At 60.2% G+C, this 15755-nt stretch carries 17 protein-coding genes and 1 pseudogene; 7 read left to right on the top strand and 11 right to left on the bottom strand.

The window, feature by feature from the left end:
- Nucleotides 1-9 precede the first annotated feature (9 nt).
- The 4 genes from QP965_RS09525 to kdpF are packed head-to-tail and all read right to left on the bottom strand — an operon-like array spanning nt 10 to nt 4446.
- Complete coding sequence (locus QP965_RS09525) at nt 10-561, bottom strand: potassium-transporting ATPase subunit C (protein WP_284844790.1); 552 nt, start codon at nt 559-561, stop codon at nt 10-12.
- A gap of 17 nt (nt 562-578) precedes the next feature.
- Nucleotides 579-2642 carry a potassium-transporting ATPase subunit KdpB gene (gene kdpB / locus QP965_RS09530; RefSeq protein ID WP_284844789.1) on the bottom strand — a complete coding sequence of 688 codons (2064 nt, stop codon included), beginning with the start codon at nt 2640-2642 and terminating at the stop codon, nt 579-581.
- Nucleotides 2639-4354, bottom strand: coding sequence for a potassium-transporting ATPase subunit KdpA (gene kdpA, locus QP965_RS09535; RefSeq protein ID WP_284844788.1), 1716 nt, complete (start codon nt 4352-4354; stop codon nt 2639-2641). Before kdpA ends, kdpB begins: the two co-directional genes overlap by 4 nt.
- Nucleotides 4351-4446, bottom strand: a complete 96-nt coding sequence (gene kdpF, locus QP965_RS09540) for a K(+)-transporting ATPase subunit F (protein ID WP_005328272.1) — start codon at nt 4444-4446, stop codon at nt 4351-4353. Before kdpF ends, kdpA begins: the two co-directional genes overlap by 4 nt.
- A 535-nt stretch (nt 4447-4981) precedes the next feature.
- On the opposite strand from kdpF, the gene QP965_RS09545 reads away from it, so the two are divergent.
- Nucleotides 4982-5971, top strand: a complete 990-nt coding sequence (locus QP965_RS09545) for a lipase family alpha/beta hydrolase (protein WP_284844787.1) — start codon at nt 4982-4984, stop codon at nt 5969-5971.
- Here QP965_RS09545 and QP965_RS09550 read toward each other — a convergent pair whose 3' ends face one another.
- From QP965_RS09550 to bioB, 3 genes are read right to left on the bottom strand one after another with little or no spacing between them, the layout of a single operon-like run.
- On the bottom strand, nt 5972-6895 hold the full coding sequence (locus QP965_RS09550) for a Sir2 family NAD-dependent protein deacetylase (protein ID WP_284844786.1): 924 nt from the start codon (nt 6893-6895) through the stop codon (nt 5972-5974).
- A gap of 10 nt (nt 6896-6905) precedes the next feature.
- Nucleotides 6906-7178 (bottom strand): biotin synthase auxiliary protein BsaP, encoded by a 273-nt coding sequence (gene bsaP, locus QP965_RS09555; protein ID WP_284844785.1) that lies wholly within the window; start codon nt 7176-7178, stop codon nt 6906-6908.
- Complete coding sequence (gene bioB, locus QP965_RS09560; protein WP_284844784.1) at nt 7178-8158, bottom strand: biotin synthase BioB; 981 nt, start codon at nt 8156-8158, stop codon at nt 7178-7180. The genes bsaP and bioB overlap by 1 nt, the downstream gene beginning before the upstream one ends.
- 78 nt (nt 8159-8236) lie before the next feature.
- Here bioB and QP965_RS09565 point away from each other — a divergent pair, with 78 nt between their 5' ends.
- Nucleotides 8237-9547 (top strand): M20/M25/M40 family metallo-hydrolase, encoded by a 1311-nt coding sequence (locus tag QP965_RS09565; RefSeq protein WP_284844783.1) that lies wholly within the window; start codon nt 8237-8239, stop codon nt 9545-9547.
- A 22-nt stretch (nt 9548-9569) separates the two neighbouring features.
- Nucleotides 9570-10130: a hypothetical protein gene (locus tag QP965_RS09570; protein WP_284844782.1), complete on the top strand. Its 561-nt coding sequence runs from the start codon at nt 9570-9572 to the stop codon at nt 10128-10130.
- A gap of 30 nt (nt 10131-10160) precedes the next feature.
- Here the strand turns inward: QP965_RS09570 and QP965_RS09575 are convergent, their stop codons facing one another.
- The 3 genes from QP965_RS09575 to QP965_RS09585 are packed head-to-tail and all read right to left on the bottom strand — an operon-like array spanning nt 10161 to nt 11648.
- Entirely contained in the window at nt 10161-10466 is a 306-nt protein-coding gene (locus tag QP965_RS09575; RefSeq protein ID WP_198492306.1) for a CHY zinc finger protein, read from the bottom strand.
- The gene (locus tag QP965_RS09580; RefSeq protein WP_284844781.1) at nt 10444-11283 is read right to left on the bottom strand and encodes a hypothetical protein; all 840 of its coding nucleotides are present in this window, start codon (nt 11281-11283) and stop codon (nt 10444-10446) included. The genes QP965_RS09575 and QP965_RS09580 overlap by 23 nt, the downstream gene beginning before the upstream one ends.
- Nucleotides 11283-11648, bottom strand: coding sequence for a hypothetical protein (locus QP965_RS09585; protein WP_005326304.1), 366 nt, complete (start codon nt 11646-11648; stop codon nt 11283-11285). The genes QP965_RS09580 and QP965_RS09585 overlap by 1 nt, the downstream gene beginning before the upstream one ends.
- 118 nt (nt 11649-11766) lie before the next feature.
- Here QP965_RS09585 and QP965_RS09590 point away from each other — a divergent pair, with 118 nt between their 5' ends.
- The 4 genes from QP965_RS09590 (at nt 11767) to QP965_RS09605 (ending at nt 14897) form a co-directional block, all read left to right on the top strand.
- Nucleotides 11767-12201 carry a hypothetical protein gene (locus QP965_RS09590; protein ID WP_284844780.1) on the top strand — a complete coding sequence of 145 codons (435 nt, stop codon included), beginning with the start codon at nt 11767-11769 and terminating at the stop codon, nt 12199-12201.
- On the top strand, nt 12198-12998 hold the full coding sequence (locus QP965_RS09595) for a PrsW family intramembrane metalloprotease (protein ID WP_284844779.1): 801 nt from the start codon (nt 12198-12200) through the stop codon (nt 12996-12998). Before QP965_RS09590 ends, QP965_RS09595 begins: the two co-directional genes overlap by 4 nt.
- Before the next feature lie 95 nt (nt 12999-13093).
- Complete coding sequence (locus tag QP965_RS09600) at nt 13094-14290, top strand: HNH endonuclease signature motif containing protein (RefSeq protein ID WP_284844778.1); 1197 nt, start codon at nt 13094-13096, stop codon at nt 14288-14290.
- Between the two features lie 28 nt (nt 14291-14318).
- On the top strand, nt 14319-14897 hold the full coding sequence (locus QP965_RS09605) for an LURP-one-related/scramblase family protein (RefSeq protein ID WP_005326299.1): 579 nt from the start codon (nt 14319-14321) through the stop codon (nt 14895-14897).
- Between the two features lie 90 nt (nt 14898-14987).
- Here the strand turns inward: QP965_RS09605 and QP965_RS09610 are convergent.
- A pseudogene (locus tag QP965_RS09610) lies at nt 14988-15664 on the bottom strand (IS6 family transposase).
- Between the last annotated feature and the right edge of the window lie 91 nt (nt 15665-15755).

A 15755-nucleotide genomic window follows, 5' to 3' on the forward strand; every position in this document is an offset into this window, starting at 1 on the left:
GCACTCATCTTATGAGCAGGACGGTGGAATGGGCAGTGCTCGGTTGAGAGTAGTGACGTTGACTGCGTCTTCGCCCAGGAACCCGAGGCTGGCATGCTCCGTATTGTCCTCGATGAGGCTTCGCACTTCTTCGGTGCTCATCCCCTGCTCTCGAGCGACGCGCGGAGCCTGTAGTTCAGCGTACGCAGGGCTAATGCCAGAGTCGACACCAGAGCCGGAACCGGTTACCGCATCGGTGGGAACATCTTCTGGAGCGGCGCCTTCACGCTTGGCGATGTCCCCGCGCCGCTCCTGCACGGCTTTTTCTAGCTCGGAGCTACTAGCGCCGTAATTGCTCATGCCTTCGGCACGGGGGAAGAAGTACGGGCCTTCGGTCTGGCCATCTTGAAGCTGGGTCGAGCCAGCTAGGCACTCACCTTGGTAAATGAGGTTGCCCTCGGCGGAGTCCGGCTTGATGCGGGAGATTCCCCACACGGCAGCGGGATAGATCATTCCTAGTGCGACAACACACAATAGTACGGCTACGAATCCAGCGGCGAGGTTACGAAAATAGACACGCATTTTTGGTCCTTCTTTTTCTACATACCTGGAAGCAGGTTGACTACCTGGTCAATGAGCCAGATGCCTAGGAATGGGGTGATCACGCCGCCCAGGCCCCAGATGCCCAGGTTACGGCGGAGCAGGGACGAAGCAGAGGCCGGCTTATAGGCCACGCCCTTGAGCGCCAATGGAATAAGAGCAACGATGATGAGCGCATTGAATACCACTGCAGACACAATGGCGGATTGCGGCGAGTGCAGGTGCATCACGTTGAGGCGCTCGAGGTGCGGAAGCTGGGTAGAAAACAGGGCCGGCAAGATGGCGAAGTACTTCGCTAAGTCATTGGCCAAAGAGAAGGTGGTAAGCGCCCCACGGGTGATGAGCAACTGCTTGCCAATGCGCACGACATCGATAAGCTTGGTCGGATCAGAATCCAAGTCCACCATATTGGCGGCTTCCTTCGCTGCAGAGGTGCCCGTGTTCATGGCCACACCCACGTCCGCCTGCGCCAGCGCCGGCGCATCGTTAGTACCGTCACCGGTCATAGCAACCATGCGGCCGTGCGCCTGTTCCTCGCGGATCCTGGCCAGCTTGTCTTCTGGGGTGGCCTCCGCGATGTAATCATCGACGCCTGCCTCTTTCGCAATGGCCGCTGCCGTCAACGGGTTATCGCCGGTCACCATGATGGTTTTGATGCCCATCTGGCGCAGTTCGGCGAAGCGCTCCGCCATGCCCGGCTTGACGACGTCACTGAGCTGCACCACCGCAATAACCCTGCGGGTGCCGTCGGATTCTTCCACAGCAACGGGCAGCGGGGTTCCACCACCTTCAGCAATCTGGGTCACGGAGTCTGCAATTTCTTGCGGCCAGTCGCCACCTGCTTCAGTTACCCACCGGCGCACAGCATCACCGGCACCTTTACGCAGCTTTCGGCCTCTCAGGTTAAGCCCAGACATGCGGGTAGAAGCGCTAAATGGAATGACCTCAGCGGTCTTTTCTTCCTCTCCTGCTGCGGTAGAAAGGCGATAGTTTTCGGTCAACCACGACACGATGGAGCGACCCTCTGGGGTCTCATCGGCAACCGAAGCAACGCGGGCTATCTCCGCAGCTTCCTGCTCATCGACACCGTGCGCAACGATAAGCCCGGTGGCCTGCCGGTTGCCATAGGTGATGGTGCCGGTTTTATCCATGAGTAGGGTCGCTACGTCGCCCGCCGCCTCCACCGCTCGTCCGGACGTAGCCAGAACATTGTGGTGCACGAGGCGGTTCATTCCCGCGATTCCCACCGCAGATAGCAGGGCAGCGATGGTGGTTGGGATGAGGCAGACCAACAGGGCCACCAGCGAGAGCGGGGAGAGCTCCGCGCCGGTAAACAACCCCATTGGGGCCAGTGCGGTAACCGCAATGAGGAAGAGAATAGTCAGGGTAGACAGGAGGATGCTCAGCGCGATCTCATTCGGGGTCTTGCGGCGCTCCGCTCCCTCCACCAAGGCAATCATCGTATCGACGAAGGTAGATCCCGGCTCCGAGGTGATCCGTACCAAGATGGAATCAGACAAGACCACGGTACCGCCGGTTACAGCACAGCGATCGCCGCCGGCCTCGCGAACCACGGGAGCAGACTCGCCGGTAATGGCAGATTCATCGACGGTTGCCGCGCCTTCAATGACGTCGCCGTCGCCCGGGATCGTCTCTCCGGCTTCCACGCGCACGATAGCGCCCTTGGTGAGCTCAGAAGCGGCAATGACCTCGATGCCGCCATCGGTGACCAGGTTAGCGGTGGCGTCATCGCGCACGGCGCGCAAGCTATCCGCTTGGGCTTTGCCGCGGCCTTCGGCATATGCCTCAGCAAACGCGGCGAACGCAATGGTAAACCACAACCATACGGTCACCACCCAGCCATAAACGCTGGGGCTAAAGATGGACCACAGGGTAGTCAGCGCGGCGCCTACCCACACCACGAACATGACGGGGTTGCGGGCTTGGGCGAGTGGGGACATCTTGTGCGGCAACGACTTTAACGCTGCCGCAGCCAACCCACTGGTTTTGGTGGCAGGGCGCTGAGGAGTGCGTTGCTCAGTGGTCATAGTTGGTGTTGTCATGAGAGTGCCTCCGAAATGGGACCCAAGGTAAGAACGGGGAAGAAGGTAAGGGCGGCGACCAACACAATGACGCCGATGGTAAGCAGCGCGAAGGTCACACCGGACGTCGGCAAGCTGCCGGCGGTAGTGGCCTGCCGGCGTTGACCGGCTAGGCTGCCCGCCAAGTACAGGGTGAAAACGATGGGGAGGAAGCGGCCCAGCAGCATGGCGATACCGAGGGTGACTTGCCACCAGGGCTCGGTTACCGTCAGGCCGGCGAAGGCCGAGCCGTTATTATTCGAGGCCGAGGTAAAGGCATAGAGCACCTCGGAGAGACCGTGCGCGTTATCTGGGGTTCCTGGCGCGCCGAAGTTGGTCGCGGAACGCTCCACCAGCTTGCGCTGAGCCACCGATGCCCCCACGCCTACCAGGACGAGGACCGGCATGGTGAGGATGTATAAGCTCACCGCGGAGATTTCCTTGCGGCCGACCTTATTGCCCATGAACTCCGGTGTGCGCCCAACGAGCAGGCCGCCGATAAATACGGCGAGGATTGCTACCATCAGCAGACCGTAGAGACCCGTGCCCACGCCGCCTGGTGCAATTTCGCCCAGGAGCATATTGAGGATCAACAAGCCGCCACCCAATGGTGAGTAGCTATCGTGCATCGAATCGACCGCACCGGTAGAAGTGCCCGTGGTAGACACCGCAAAGAGTGCGGAAGCGTCAATACCTAGGCGCTGTTCGATGCCCTCCAAGTTGCCGCCCGCAGCCTGAGCTGCCGCACCGGTGGTAGTGTGCTGTGCCCATACCACCAAGGCAACCATAACGGTCCAGATGCCGCCGATGACGCCAAGCAAGGTCCATGCATGCTTCTGGGATTTCAGCATTACTCCGTAGGCACGAATGAAACAGAAAGAAATGACCAGCAAGGAAAAGATTTCCACGAGGTTGGTAAAACCAGTGGGGTTCTCAAAAGGGTGCGCCGAGTTGGCGCCGAAGATGCCACCACCATTGGTTCCCAGCAGCTTGATTGCCTCCTGGCTAGCCACCGGAGCGCGCGGAATATCCACGCCCGCGGAGCTCACCAGGTTGGACCCGAAGGTTTGCATGGTTCCGCCCAAGATAAGGACGAAGGAAATCAATAGTGAAAGCGGCAAAAGAATGCGCACCAAACCGCGGGTGAGGTCAACCCAGAAATTTCCGATGAGGTGCTGTCCGCTCTCAGAGCCCAGCTTGTCTCGGCTATATCCCAAGTGACCGATACCGCGAATGAGCGCAACCGCCACACACATGCCGACAGCCGCGGAGGCGAAGTTCTGGACGGTCAGGCCAAGCATCTGCGCAGCATTGGTCAGGGTTTCTTCGCCCGAATAGGACTGCCAGTTGGTATTGGACACGAATGACGCCGCGGTATTAAACGCCATCCACGGTTCCACCGCTGCGGAGCGGGGATTTCCAAAGCTAGGCACAACGGTTTGTAGGCGCTGCACCGCGTAAAGCACGAGTACGGATGCCAAGCTGAAACCAAGCAATGCACGGCTGTAGTTCTTGCTGTTATGCCCACGGTTTGGGTCAACGCGCAGGACTTTATACACCGCACGCTCTACCGCCCAGTCCTTGTCAGAGGTGTAGCTGCGTGCGATCCAATTGCCCAAAGGAACATATGCCGCCGCGAGTAAGACGACGAGGGCGAGGAACTGCGGTAACACCGCCCCAATGCTGGCGATCATGCGAAACGCTCCGGATCGACTAAGGAAATGATGAGGTAGGTCACCAAGGCCACAACAATGACGAGGCCAATGACCGCTGTAATGGTGTTCATGGTTATGCATCACCGTCCAGAAGCTCGTTGAGGACGGAGGGACAGCCAACCGTCAGGATGGCTATCAGGATTGCCACGATGTCTAACATGTGGGAAACCCCCTTGTGCGAGTGAAACTTTCCTGTGCCTGACAGGTATGCCTGCCAGGTGCCGGTACCAAGGCAGCACCTGCTAAGCACAAACGTTAGGACCACACCCCCGCTGCCCTAGGCAATCTTTGCGCTATCTTTACGCCTCTCGCTCGCAATTTTTATATTTCCTTTACACCCCTTTTGCGCCACCTTTTCTTCAGGCCGGGAACCGCCCCTTATCCACAACGAAGGCCCGCCGACAGCACATCGGCGGGCCTTCTCCCCATGACTAATCTCTCGGTACCCAAGGAGGGAATGGAGCGCACCCTCCTGCAAGCACCGCCCGTGATTAGGCAAGCCTAAGTTTATAAACCTTTCGTAGGATGGTCAAGGGTTTGCCCATAAATTTCTTCACCCCTGACAAAAACACAGTTAACCTGCAATAACGAGTACAATCCGGAACCATGGCTGAGTTGAAATCCACTATTTCCGAACAACTCCGCAAATTCTGGCGTGCCAACGAGAAGGAATTGACCGATTCCCCGCGTCGAGGCGTCGCCTCCCCTGCCGAGGCCACGGCACTGCGCGAGGAGGTCGCGGCCGAAATCGCGGACCTCATCAAAGCCCAGAAGGTCAAGACCAGCCCGGGCGACACCGCCCTCGATGCCGATGCCGCCGCCACCCTGCCCCTTGGCGCGCGCATCAAACCGCGCGGCGTCTTCGAAGATGACTGGAGCACGCGTCCTACTGCGCAGCGACCGTGGCCGGTCATCCTCATCCACGGCACCTGCGATACAAAAGGCGTATGGCAGCTCCTAGGCAATGAACTGCGCCAGGACGGCTGGGCCGTCTTCGCCCCTGACTATGGGCACCGCGCTACCCAGCCGCTTGCGGAATCTGCGCGCCAGCTTGGCGCTTATATCGATACCGTCCGCGCGGCTACCGGCGCGGACAAGGTTATTCTCATCGGCCACTCCCAAGGTGGGCTGCTTGCCCGCTATTGGATGCGTATGGAGGGCGGGGCCGAAAACGTCCTGCACCTGATGTGCATTAGCGCCCCGAATCACGGCACCACCTATGGGGGCATAGCCAGCCGCCTCATCCGCACCCCGCGCCAAGAAGCGGTGCTGCGCTCCATCATCGATGGCTGGTTTGGGCCGGCGGGCATGGACCAGGTCGTCGGCAGTGAAGCGCTGCGCGAAACCAACCGGGACGGCGATCTGGAATCCGGCGTGAGCTATACCTGCATTGCCACGCGGTCCGACGCCGTCGTTGTTCCACCCGAGACCTGCTTCCTCGACCCCCGCGGCGTCGCAGAGGGCACGGTCCGCAATATTTATGTCCAAGACTTCGACCGCCTCGCGATGGTCATGCACGAGGATATGCCTATGGATAAGCGCGTCCGCGCGATCGTGCGCACCATTTTGGAACTGGTGGAGAGCATCCCGCGCTAGTTATAGCCCCAGCTCATCGAGTACCGCGTCAAAGGCCGGTCCCACCCGGGTGCGCCACAGCGTATCCACTTTCTTATCACCCCGGCCGGGCCCACCATTGATGACGGCCACACGTTTGCCCTGTTTCTTTGCCTCCAGCACAAAGCGATACCCGCTCATTACCGCCAGCGAAGACCCAGCAACCAGCAGCGAGCGCGCCTGTCCTAACACGGCAAAAGCGGCATCACGGCGCTCCGCCGGCACGGGCTCACCAAAGTAGACGACGTCCGGCTTCAACAAGGCAGAACCACAGCGCTCGCACCCTGCCATGCGGAAGGCTGCCACATCGGCCTCATCAAGCGTCACATCACCGTCCGGGTTCACCTGATCCGCCTCCACGACAAGGCGTTCCAGGTACCCCGGGTTCGCTGCAGCTAGACGCGCATCAAAGTGCGGCCGCGCCTCCCGCTGCCCGCACATCAAGCACACCACGGTTTCCATATCGCCATGCAGCGCCACCAAGTTCGCGGTTCCCGCCTGTTTATGCAGGCCATCCACGTTTTGCGTGACCACGCCATTGACCAGCCCGGCGCGCTCCAGTTCCACGAGCGCATAGTGCGTGCGATTCGGCACCGCGGAATCCATGACCCGCCACCCCACAAAGCTGCGGGCCCAATACCTATGGCTTGCGGCCGGGTCGTGGCGAAATTCCTGATAGGTCATCGGCCGGTGCCTACTGAGCGATCCGCGCGGGCCCCGATAATCCGGCACGCCCGATTCCGTAGACACCCCAGCCCCAGTCAGCACCATCACTGGGCCCTCGCGCAGCTGCTTTACGACGTCCCCTAAGGCCTTCCCTTCCTCCGTATGCGGCGCCGATTCTTCGACCACTCGGGCGATCGAACGCAGCGCAGACTGGTGGGCAAGGGAAACGGCGGGATCCATGCCCCCGATGCTAGCTTTCGGGCAGGTGCTCTACATAAAGCCACTCCGAATCCAGCTCCCCGTGGCGCGAGCACTTAGTATGCCAGCCATCGGGGCGCACCTGGGCCACCATGCGGCGGCCACAGATCTGGCAGTAGCGCGGCACGTCGAGGCCGGCTGCAGCCGCGGGGTGCAGCGTGAAGACCTCTTCGATCGGCTTGCCGGTATTCGGATGGAAAATCGGCTCGTCCCCGGAGAGAACGGCAGCGGCCAATTCGGATGAGGGCTCGGATAAACCCGGCACTACAGGGCCTTAATCGGCAGATCGATGCGGTGCAACATGTCCACATCCTTTTCAATCTGCTGGCCCAGGGTAGTCAGGTAATTGCCGGCGATAATGGCGTTGATGCCGCCGAGCAGGCCGCGCTCAGTGCCGTCGTCGCCAAGCGAAAGCTCGCGGCCACCAGCAAAGCGCAAGGTGGTAGACGGCATGGCCAGGCGGAACGCCGCCACGGCGCGCAGGCCCTCACCCAGCGGAACCAGCGGGCGATCCGCAAAGGGGGTGCCAGGTCGCGGATCGAGGAAGTTCATTGGCACCTCGCACGGATCAATCTCTGCCAGCTGCGCGGCGAACTCAGCGCGCTGCTCCAGGGACTCGCCCATGCCGATGATGCCGCCGCAGCAGACCTCCATGCCTACCTCGCGCACGTAGTCGAGGGTCTGCTTGCGCTCCTCCCAGGTGTGGGTGGTGACCACATTAGGGAAGAAGGAGCGGGAGGTCTCCAGGTTGTGGTTATAGCGCTGCGCGCCCATATCCTTCAGGCGCTGCGCCTGCTCGCGGGTCAGGGTGCCCAGCGAGCAAGAAATCTCGATATCGACGGCGTCATTAATTGCGGCAATCGCCTCGCCCACCTGGTCCAGCAAGCGATCATCCGGGGACTTGACCGCAGCGACGATGCAGAACTCGGTGGCGCCGGACTTAGCGGTCTTCTGCGCCGCCTCCACCAGCTCCGGGATGTTCAGGCGCACGGCGCGCACCGGGGACTCAAAAAGGCCGGACTGGGAACAGAAGTGGCAATCTTCTGGGCAGCCGCCGGTCTTAATGGAGATAATGCCTTCCACCGATACGTCCGGGCCACACCACTGCAGGCGGGTCTGGTGGGCGATATCGGCGATCTCCTCCAGCTGGGAATCCGGAACCTGCAATACCTGCAGTAGCTCTTCCTGGTTGAGGCCTTTGCCTTGCTCCAGGGCTTTCTCACGGGCGATGTCAACGATGCTCATGGTGCTAAACCCTACTTGAACGGCGTTCAACTTTGGTTAAAACCACATATAAATCTGTGCGGAACTACCCTCGGGGGCATGACGCTTTATGATGACACCCTCTCCCTTCTCCAAGAGCTTATCCGCAATGCCTGCGTTAATGACCTCACCCCGGATTCCGGCCACGAGGTGCGCAATGCGGATAGCCTGGAAAAATTCTTCGCGGGCGAAGACGTGCAGATTGAGCGCTTCGAGTCCCACCCGGGCCGCGTCTCCATCGTGGTGACCGTCCCCGGCGATCCGGACAAGGAACCGCTCACCCTCATGGGCCACACAGACGTCGTCCCCGTAGATGAGCCGAAGTGGACCAAGCCGCCCTTCGAGGCCCTCATCGAGGACGGCAAGCTCTACGGCCGCGGTTCCGTAGACATGCTCTTCATGACCGCCACCATGGCCGCCGTCACGCGCGAGGTCGCCCGCGCGGGTAACACGGGCGGTACCCTCGCCTTCGTCGGCATGGCCGATGAAGAGGCCCGCGGCGGGCTCGGCGTGCGCTTTATGTCCGAGAACCACCCCGACGCCTTTTCCTGGAAGAACTGCTTATCTGAAACCGGCGGCAGCCACCTGCCCGGCGCGGTGGGCTTTAACGTGGGAGAAAAGGGAGCCGGCCAGCGCCGCCTGCACGTGCATGGCGATGCCGGCCACGGTTCCACCCCTTATGGCAAGGACTTTGCCATCGTGAAGATCGGCGAGGTGGCCCGCCGCATCGCCACCGCCGAACCGCCCACAGCCTCCAATGAGATCTGGGAAGGCTTTGTGCGCACCTTCAAGTTTGATCCCCAGACGGAGCAGGAGCTTATCGACGGCACGGGTGACTACTCCAAGTTCGGCAACCTCGACGCCTACGCGCATGCCTTTAGCCACACCACCATCGCCGAGACCGTCCTGCGCGCGGGCGGCGCAATCAACGTGCTGCCTTCGCACGCTTACCTGGAAATGGATGTGCGCCCCTTCCCCGGCCAGACCCAGGAGGATCTGGATGACTTCCTGCGCAGCGCGCTCGGGGACATGGCCGATGAGGTAGAAATCGAACACCTCATCACCGAAGATGCCACGCAATCCTCCACCGATACCGAACTATGGCGGGCGATTGAGGCCACCTCCAAGGAATTATTCCCGGACAAGGACGTTGTCCCAGTCCACGCCACCGGCGGCTCAGATCTGCGCTTCGCCCGCCGCAAGGGCGGCAATGCCTATGGCTTTGCCATGCACGCCGAGGGCCGCGATATGGCCAGCGCCAACTCCCAGCTGCACAGCCACGACGAGCACCTCTACCTAGAGGACCTCGAGCTCACCGTGCGTGCCTACCGCAGCCTGGTCAATCGCTTCCTCGGCCTGTCACAGGCGTAACAAGTGTGGCAAGATGTCTGGCATGAGCTTTGCACGTAAGTCCGCGCTGCTATCTGCAGCTACCGCCCTGACCGTCACCCTCGCCGCCCCTGCCGCTGCCCATGCCGACGCCGTTGATAATCTCCTCGACAAGATGCCTGCCGGCCAGATTTCCTGCTCCCAGGCCAAGCAGTACTGGACCAACTCCGCTGACTACAATCAGAAGAAGTCCCAGGCCCTCGCCGTTGCCACCGTGCACCCACGCGGCAACGAGGTCCGCGGCGCCATCGGCCGCATGGATGAGGCCATTGCTCGCTGCGGCCTGAACGGCACCACCGGTCAGGGCAAGCCGGTCAACACGGGCGGCCAGCGCGGCAATGCCCCCGCACCAAAGCCAGCTCCGGCTCCGGCCCCAGCTCCAGCCAAGAACGCCAAGGTCATCGAGCTGGGCACCATCCCTGGCCAGCCGACTGTCGATGTCCCCTTCCTGGGCCAGACCTTCCGCATCCCGGACGCGGCCAAGATTGCCCAGAACGCCGTATCCCAGTTCCAGCTGCCACAGATCCCACAGATCCAGCAGCTACAGCAGCTGTCTTCCTTCTAAGACACTAAGACACCGACTTGGCCGGACCGCTTAGCGGTCTAGCTGAAAATAGATCCCGGCATGCGCACTGCAGCCGGGATTAAATTTATGTCCACAGTGGGGACACGCAGGCGCGGCGGAATAGGCGTGATAGTTCATCTCGGTGCGGCAGGCGCCGCAGAGGACCGAGGGGGCGTCGACAAGCATGGGCCCAAACTCATGCTCAGTAAGCTCGGCATGGCACAGCGCGCAGGCAAAATACTTCCCGCAGGTGGCGCACTTATTGGCCACCACATCCAGCGGCGAATGCCAATGCTTGCACCGGCCCTCCGCATCAATCGCGCCGTGAATCTTCATGGCCGTCAGCATACGCGCCATTCTGCTGCCACTGGTGCTTCTTTTCCTCGGATTTCTTGGCATTGCGCACGGCCTGAATGCCCACCACGATGGCGATGATGAGTGGTACCCACACCTTGCTGTAATCCATCAAAAATACGAGCCAGTCGGGCGGATCGATGTCGATGTTGAAGTCGATATTCGGCACCGGCAGCTCTATCTGCGGAAACTCCGGCACCGGGAGCGCGATATCCGGCAGGTTAATTTCCGGCAGCTCCCAATCCGGCAACAACCGAGACAAGATGCGGCTGATGATCGGGCCAAGCACGATCACGCCAATGGCCCAGCCGGACTTTCCCAGGCCACCCAAAAGCGGATACAGCACCCGCTTGAAGGAGCTTTCCTCCATGGCCTTGCGGCGCTTTTCTCCCAATGAGCCGGCCGGGGGCTCGAGGGCGACTGCCTCCTCCCCATTGCGGTAGTACACGTCGAGGAGCTCGCCAAAGGGAGAAGCTTGGATATCTAGATAAGGTTTGCTGCGCGGGGCGGAGTTCTCAAGCAGGGTGAGGTCTTTTTCAATCTTCTTCTTAAGCGAATAGCGGCCCGTACGCGGCCGATCGTGGCGGCTGCGTACCTGACCGTTCACCACAATCTGCAGGCGTGGGCTGGGGTTCTTCCGCCAGAGTTGGACGCGCTCCGGCAGCGAAGCATCGCCCGGTACCGGGGTGAAATCCTTGGCTTTCTTCGGCCACTCGCCCATCTCCGCGAACTCGGCATCGTACCCGCGCTGCACCTCGATGGTGCCCACTTCTGGGTGCTCTAGGCGCCACGTCTCCATTAGCTCTTCCCTGCCTTAGAGCCCACCACGGCACCCAGTCTGCTCGCAGCCCATGCCAGGAACACGAATACTGGGAGGTATATCCAGGTGCCCTCGTTGAAGTACAAGGACATGGCGGCAAAATAGGCTAACCCTGCCACGCTAAAGATGGTCCAGGAGGCGCGGAAAGTGGCGCCGTCGGCAAAAGCGATGACCACCGTCAGCACGGCCATGAGGATGAGCAGATCTACGCCGGAGACTAGGTGATAGACCGCGGGCGGAAGGCCAACAAAGACCACGGCCATGGCGATGGGTGCCCACCACTGCCACCACACGCGGGTGGGCTCGTCCTTTGCCTCTGCTTCTTCCGCTAGCTCCTCAAACACGCACCCAACCTATCACAGGGCTTAAGGAAACTTATGGGGAAGAAATCCTCCCTGCGACCGGCCTAATCCTCCCCGCGGAGGATACCGCGCTGAGCAGTGCGTACCTAGCGTTGAAGGCATGAAAAGCACACCACTCATCCTCGCGGCGGGCGTAGTATTTGGCGCCATCTACGGCACCAATGCGCTCCTGCCAGACATGTATGACAACCCCACCTCTGAGGTGCAGGCCGGCCAGGCCCGCGTCCCCGGATTATCCTGCACGGAAGAAGATGGCTCTACCAGCAGTGAACCACGCTGGGACTGTGACGGCACCCAGATCCGCGCTAAAGATGTCGGCGTACAGGACAAAGACCAAGCCACCCGGCGCTACCTCCGGGCAATAGGTGAAGGTACGGCCATGCCGGAAGGAGACATCGACCGCGACGGGGATAAGCGCACGCTTAGCGATGGCGACCTCGTAGCCATCAGCATCGAGGGCGATGGCCCCACCACGTTCCTCTCCTTGCACGGACCGCGGGCTGAAGAACTTGCCCAGGAGGTAGAAAAAGCATGAAGAATCTGTACTGGCTATCTATCGCTTTCGGCCTGGTAGTTTCCGGCTTTTTCTTTGTTGATCGCCGTTTTACCGAGGTGGGGCTCATCGGTGCGCTCATCTGCGCTGGCTTGACGCTTGGACTGGGATTCTGGTGGTTTAGGCCGCGGCCAATGTGGCAAGGCATCCTATGGGGCGCGCTCGCCCAGCCGGTAGTGGTAAGCCTCAACGACCAGATGGTGGGGATTTCAGACAAGCTGGGGCTCACCTACCTGGACGGGGCCTTTTACTCGCCGCTTCCGGAGGAAACCATCAAGCTCCTTGGCGTCGTCATTATTATTGCGGCCTTTGGGAACGTGCGGCATCCGTACCAGGCCGCCGCGATCGGCATGGCGGTAGGCCTGGGCTTCGATGCCATGGAAAACGTGCCGTTCATCCTCAACGCGGCCATCGATGACCTGGATGGCGATCTCTGGGGCGTACTCATTACCGGTACCGGGCGAATCTTCACCGGCGCCTTTGGCCATGCGCTGTATACGGGGGTTGCGGCGTGGGGCGTCGGCAAGCTCTATGCGGGTGCGCGCCACGGCTACTGGCAGGTGGCCGGATTCTGGCTGGCCGCTATCGCCCTGCATACCTTGTTCAATGGCGCGACCATGATTGCGGGTGAATGGCCGGCGACCATCCTCGTTATCGCCCTCATCACGTGGGCGCTTATTATCTGGGGCCTGCGATTCATGCGCAAGCAGGACAAGAAACACGCGGCACAAAGCAGCGAAAATCCCCTACCCGCTAAAGATTCGGAATATAGCTCCTGAGCTGGATCAATGCGAAGAAAAAGGCTCGTGTCCGAGGGGTGTTATAAGGTGTAAATCGTACACAAGTTCACACGATAATTTAGGTACGATGCGCCATGGAAGAACCCTACTTTTCCACGACCAACACCACCGACCCCACCACACGCTTAGCCTTTGAGATGCGAAAGGCGGAGTACGAGTTCTGGGTAAGCCAAGTCCCGGATCTCGATTCTGATTTCGAATTAGTTACCCAATCCCTCTACCGCACCACCGGCGTTAATGAAGGCCGGATCGGCCATATCCTCATGGCGCTGCACCGTCTGGAGGAGCTGCCCGAGCTCCAGGCGCTGCAGCACCGCCTCTATCACTTGGACCTCGACCGCATTATTGCCATCAATAAATCCCTCAACCGCTTGGGAAACCCAACGCCAGAGGTAGTGGCGCGCATCGACGAGCAGCTCACCGCCTACCTCACCCCTACCCGGCCGAACCAGGCCATGCGCACGCAGGCGCAGATTAAACGCAAGCTCAACGAGCTCATCAACCTCGCCGATGACACGCTGGCCGTCACCCAAGGCCCTACCCAGCCGCGCTACACCATGGAAAACTGGGGCGATAACACCTCGGCGGTGACTTTGAGTGCGGACCCGGCGGTTATCGCGAGCGTCGATAAGTGCGTCCGGCAGACCGCGCTGGAGCTAGGTTGCTCGCTTGCCGACGCCGCCGTTGCGCTCCTCACCGGCCGCACCCAAGCCCCCGAGATCATCCTCAACGCCTACAAGGCCACCGACGTGCCCAATTCCCCGGCATTTATTGAGTCCGTAGGCTGGCTCGACCCGGCGCGCTCCAATGCGCTGCCCTACACTAAAATCCGGGAGATGAACCCAAACCACGAGGTCAAGGGCTATGTCACTCCCACCGCCATGGCCGCGTACCTGGAAGGTTTCGACGGCACCTGCCGCTACCCTGGATGCAACCGCCCAGCCACGGCCTGCCAGAAGGATCACCGCATCAACCACGCGGACGGCGGGCCGACCACCCCGGCAAACCTCGCCTGCTTATGCCAGCACCACCACAACGTAAAGACCGATGGCCGAGCCTTTTATGTCATGGATCCACATACGCGCGACATCATCTGGCTTTTTGAGGATGGCACCTGGACCACCACCGAGCCCTCCGGCCCGCTGGCGCCCAAGAACAAGAATTGGGTGCAGACATTTGCTCAAACCATGACTGCCCAGCGCGCCCGAGCATATGAAGAGGCGCAAGAACTCATGCGCCAGCAGAAAACCACCCCTAGGGAGGAGGAATAAAACCAGCAGCTTCCCTACAGTGGCTGGTATGACGCAAAATTTATTCACACTTGACGAGCTCGTAATTACTCAGACCAAGTCCTTCCTCAACGATCAGTTCATGATCACCGATCTAGACGGCACTCCTGTGGGCACTATCCTGCAATCCACCAGTCTCAAAGACATGGTGTTTAAATCCTCCCGCAGCTTGGAGGTTGCCATCACGGATGCTGAAGGCAACCCGCTACAGACGGTCATGACGATTTCGGACCCGCCGAATTTTCTGCGGGATACCTATGAGGTGCACTTGCCGGGAATCGAAAAGCCCATGGCCGTCATTACCAAGCGTTTCTCCATGCTCAAGACAAAGTTGGACTTGACCATGGAGGGTTTTGCCGACGTCGAAATTCACGGCGACTTCTGGGATTGGAACCTTTCCATCACTTCAGAAGATCGCCTGCTTGCTGACGTCTCTAACGAATGGACTGGCATGGGTAATTTCTTCATGGGCAAAAACACGTATCGCCTGCGCATCACGCCGGGCCTCAATGAGCAACATCACGCCGCCATCATCGGCGCCGTGATGAGCATGGATATGCTGCGCACTAAGCAAAAGAACAGCGACTAAGAAAAATAAAAAGGTGCTGTTGCAAAATTGGGCGGAGAGCAGCGAAGACTCAGTTTCTCGTTCCCTGATGGCCGCTGCGTGTGGGCGTTGTTAGGCGGTCTCGAAGACCCGGTTGACGATCACCGCGTCCGGGTTCGGTTGCCTGTTGGCAAACATCGCGCCTTGCCCTTTCCGCAATGAGTACATCGCCTCCATCCCTTTCAACGTCCGATATGCAAATGTCCGGTTCTTAAACGCCCCTTTCGGACCGAGGATCCGCTTCAGCCGACCATGGTCGCCTTCCAGGATGTTGTTGAGGTTTTTCACCTGCCGGTGTTCCACTGTTGGCGGGCAGATTCCCTCTGACTTCAACTCGGCGATTGCCCTGGCCAGGGAGGGTGCTTTATCGGTGTTGATCACTCTGGGATACCCGGCTGACGCATTGGATCTGACGGCCTTGGCCAAAAACACTTCGCTGCGGCCACGTTCCGCTTCGAAGAGATAAAAGTCCAGGGTCTGGCCACCGGCGGTGATCGCCCGATAGAGGCCTCATCCACCCGCCAGGAACTAGCCTGCCAGTCAGGTACCTGCCGGTACCACCGTGTTTGCTTGTCCAGCTCACGGGCGTATTTCTGAACCCAGCGGTAGATCGTGGTGTGATCGACCGGCACGCCCCGCTGAAGTCATCATTTCCTCCAGATCGCGGTAACTCACCCCGTAGCGGCAGTACCACCCACTGCCCACAGAATAATGTCACGGGGGAAATGACAACCGGAGAAAATACCCATGGCTGTGACTATTTCACGTCACTCTGCCTACTGCCCCAACTTTGCAACAGCACCTTTCAGGGTCATATGGGGGCAGTGGAGAGAAGTGGTG

Origin of the sequence: Corynebacterium sp. MSK074 (genome assembly GCF_030229735.1) — a bacterium.
Lineage (GTDB): Bacteria > Actinomycetota > Actinomycetes > Mycobacteriales > Mycobacteriaceae > Corynebacterium.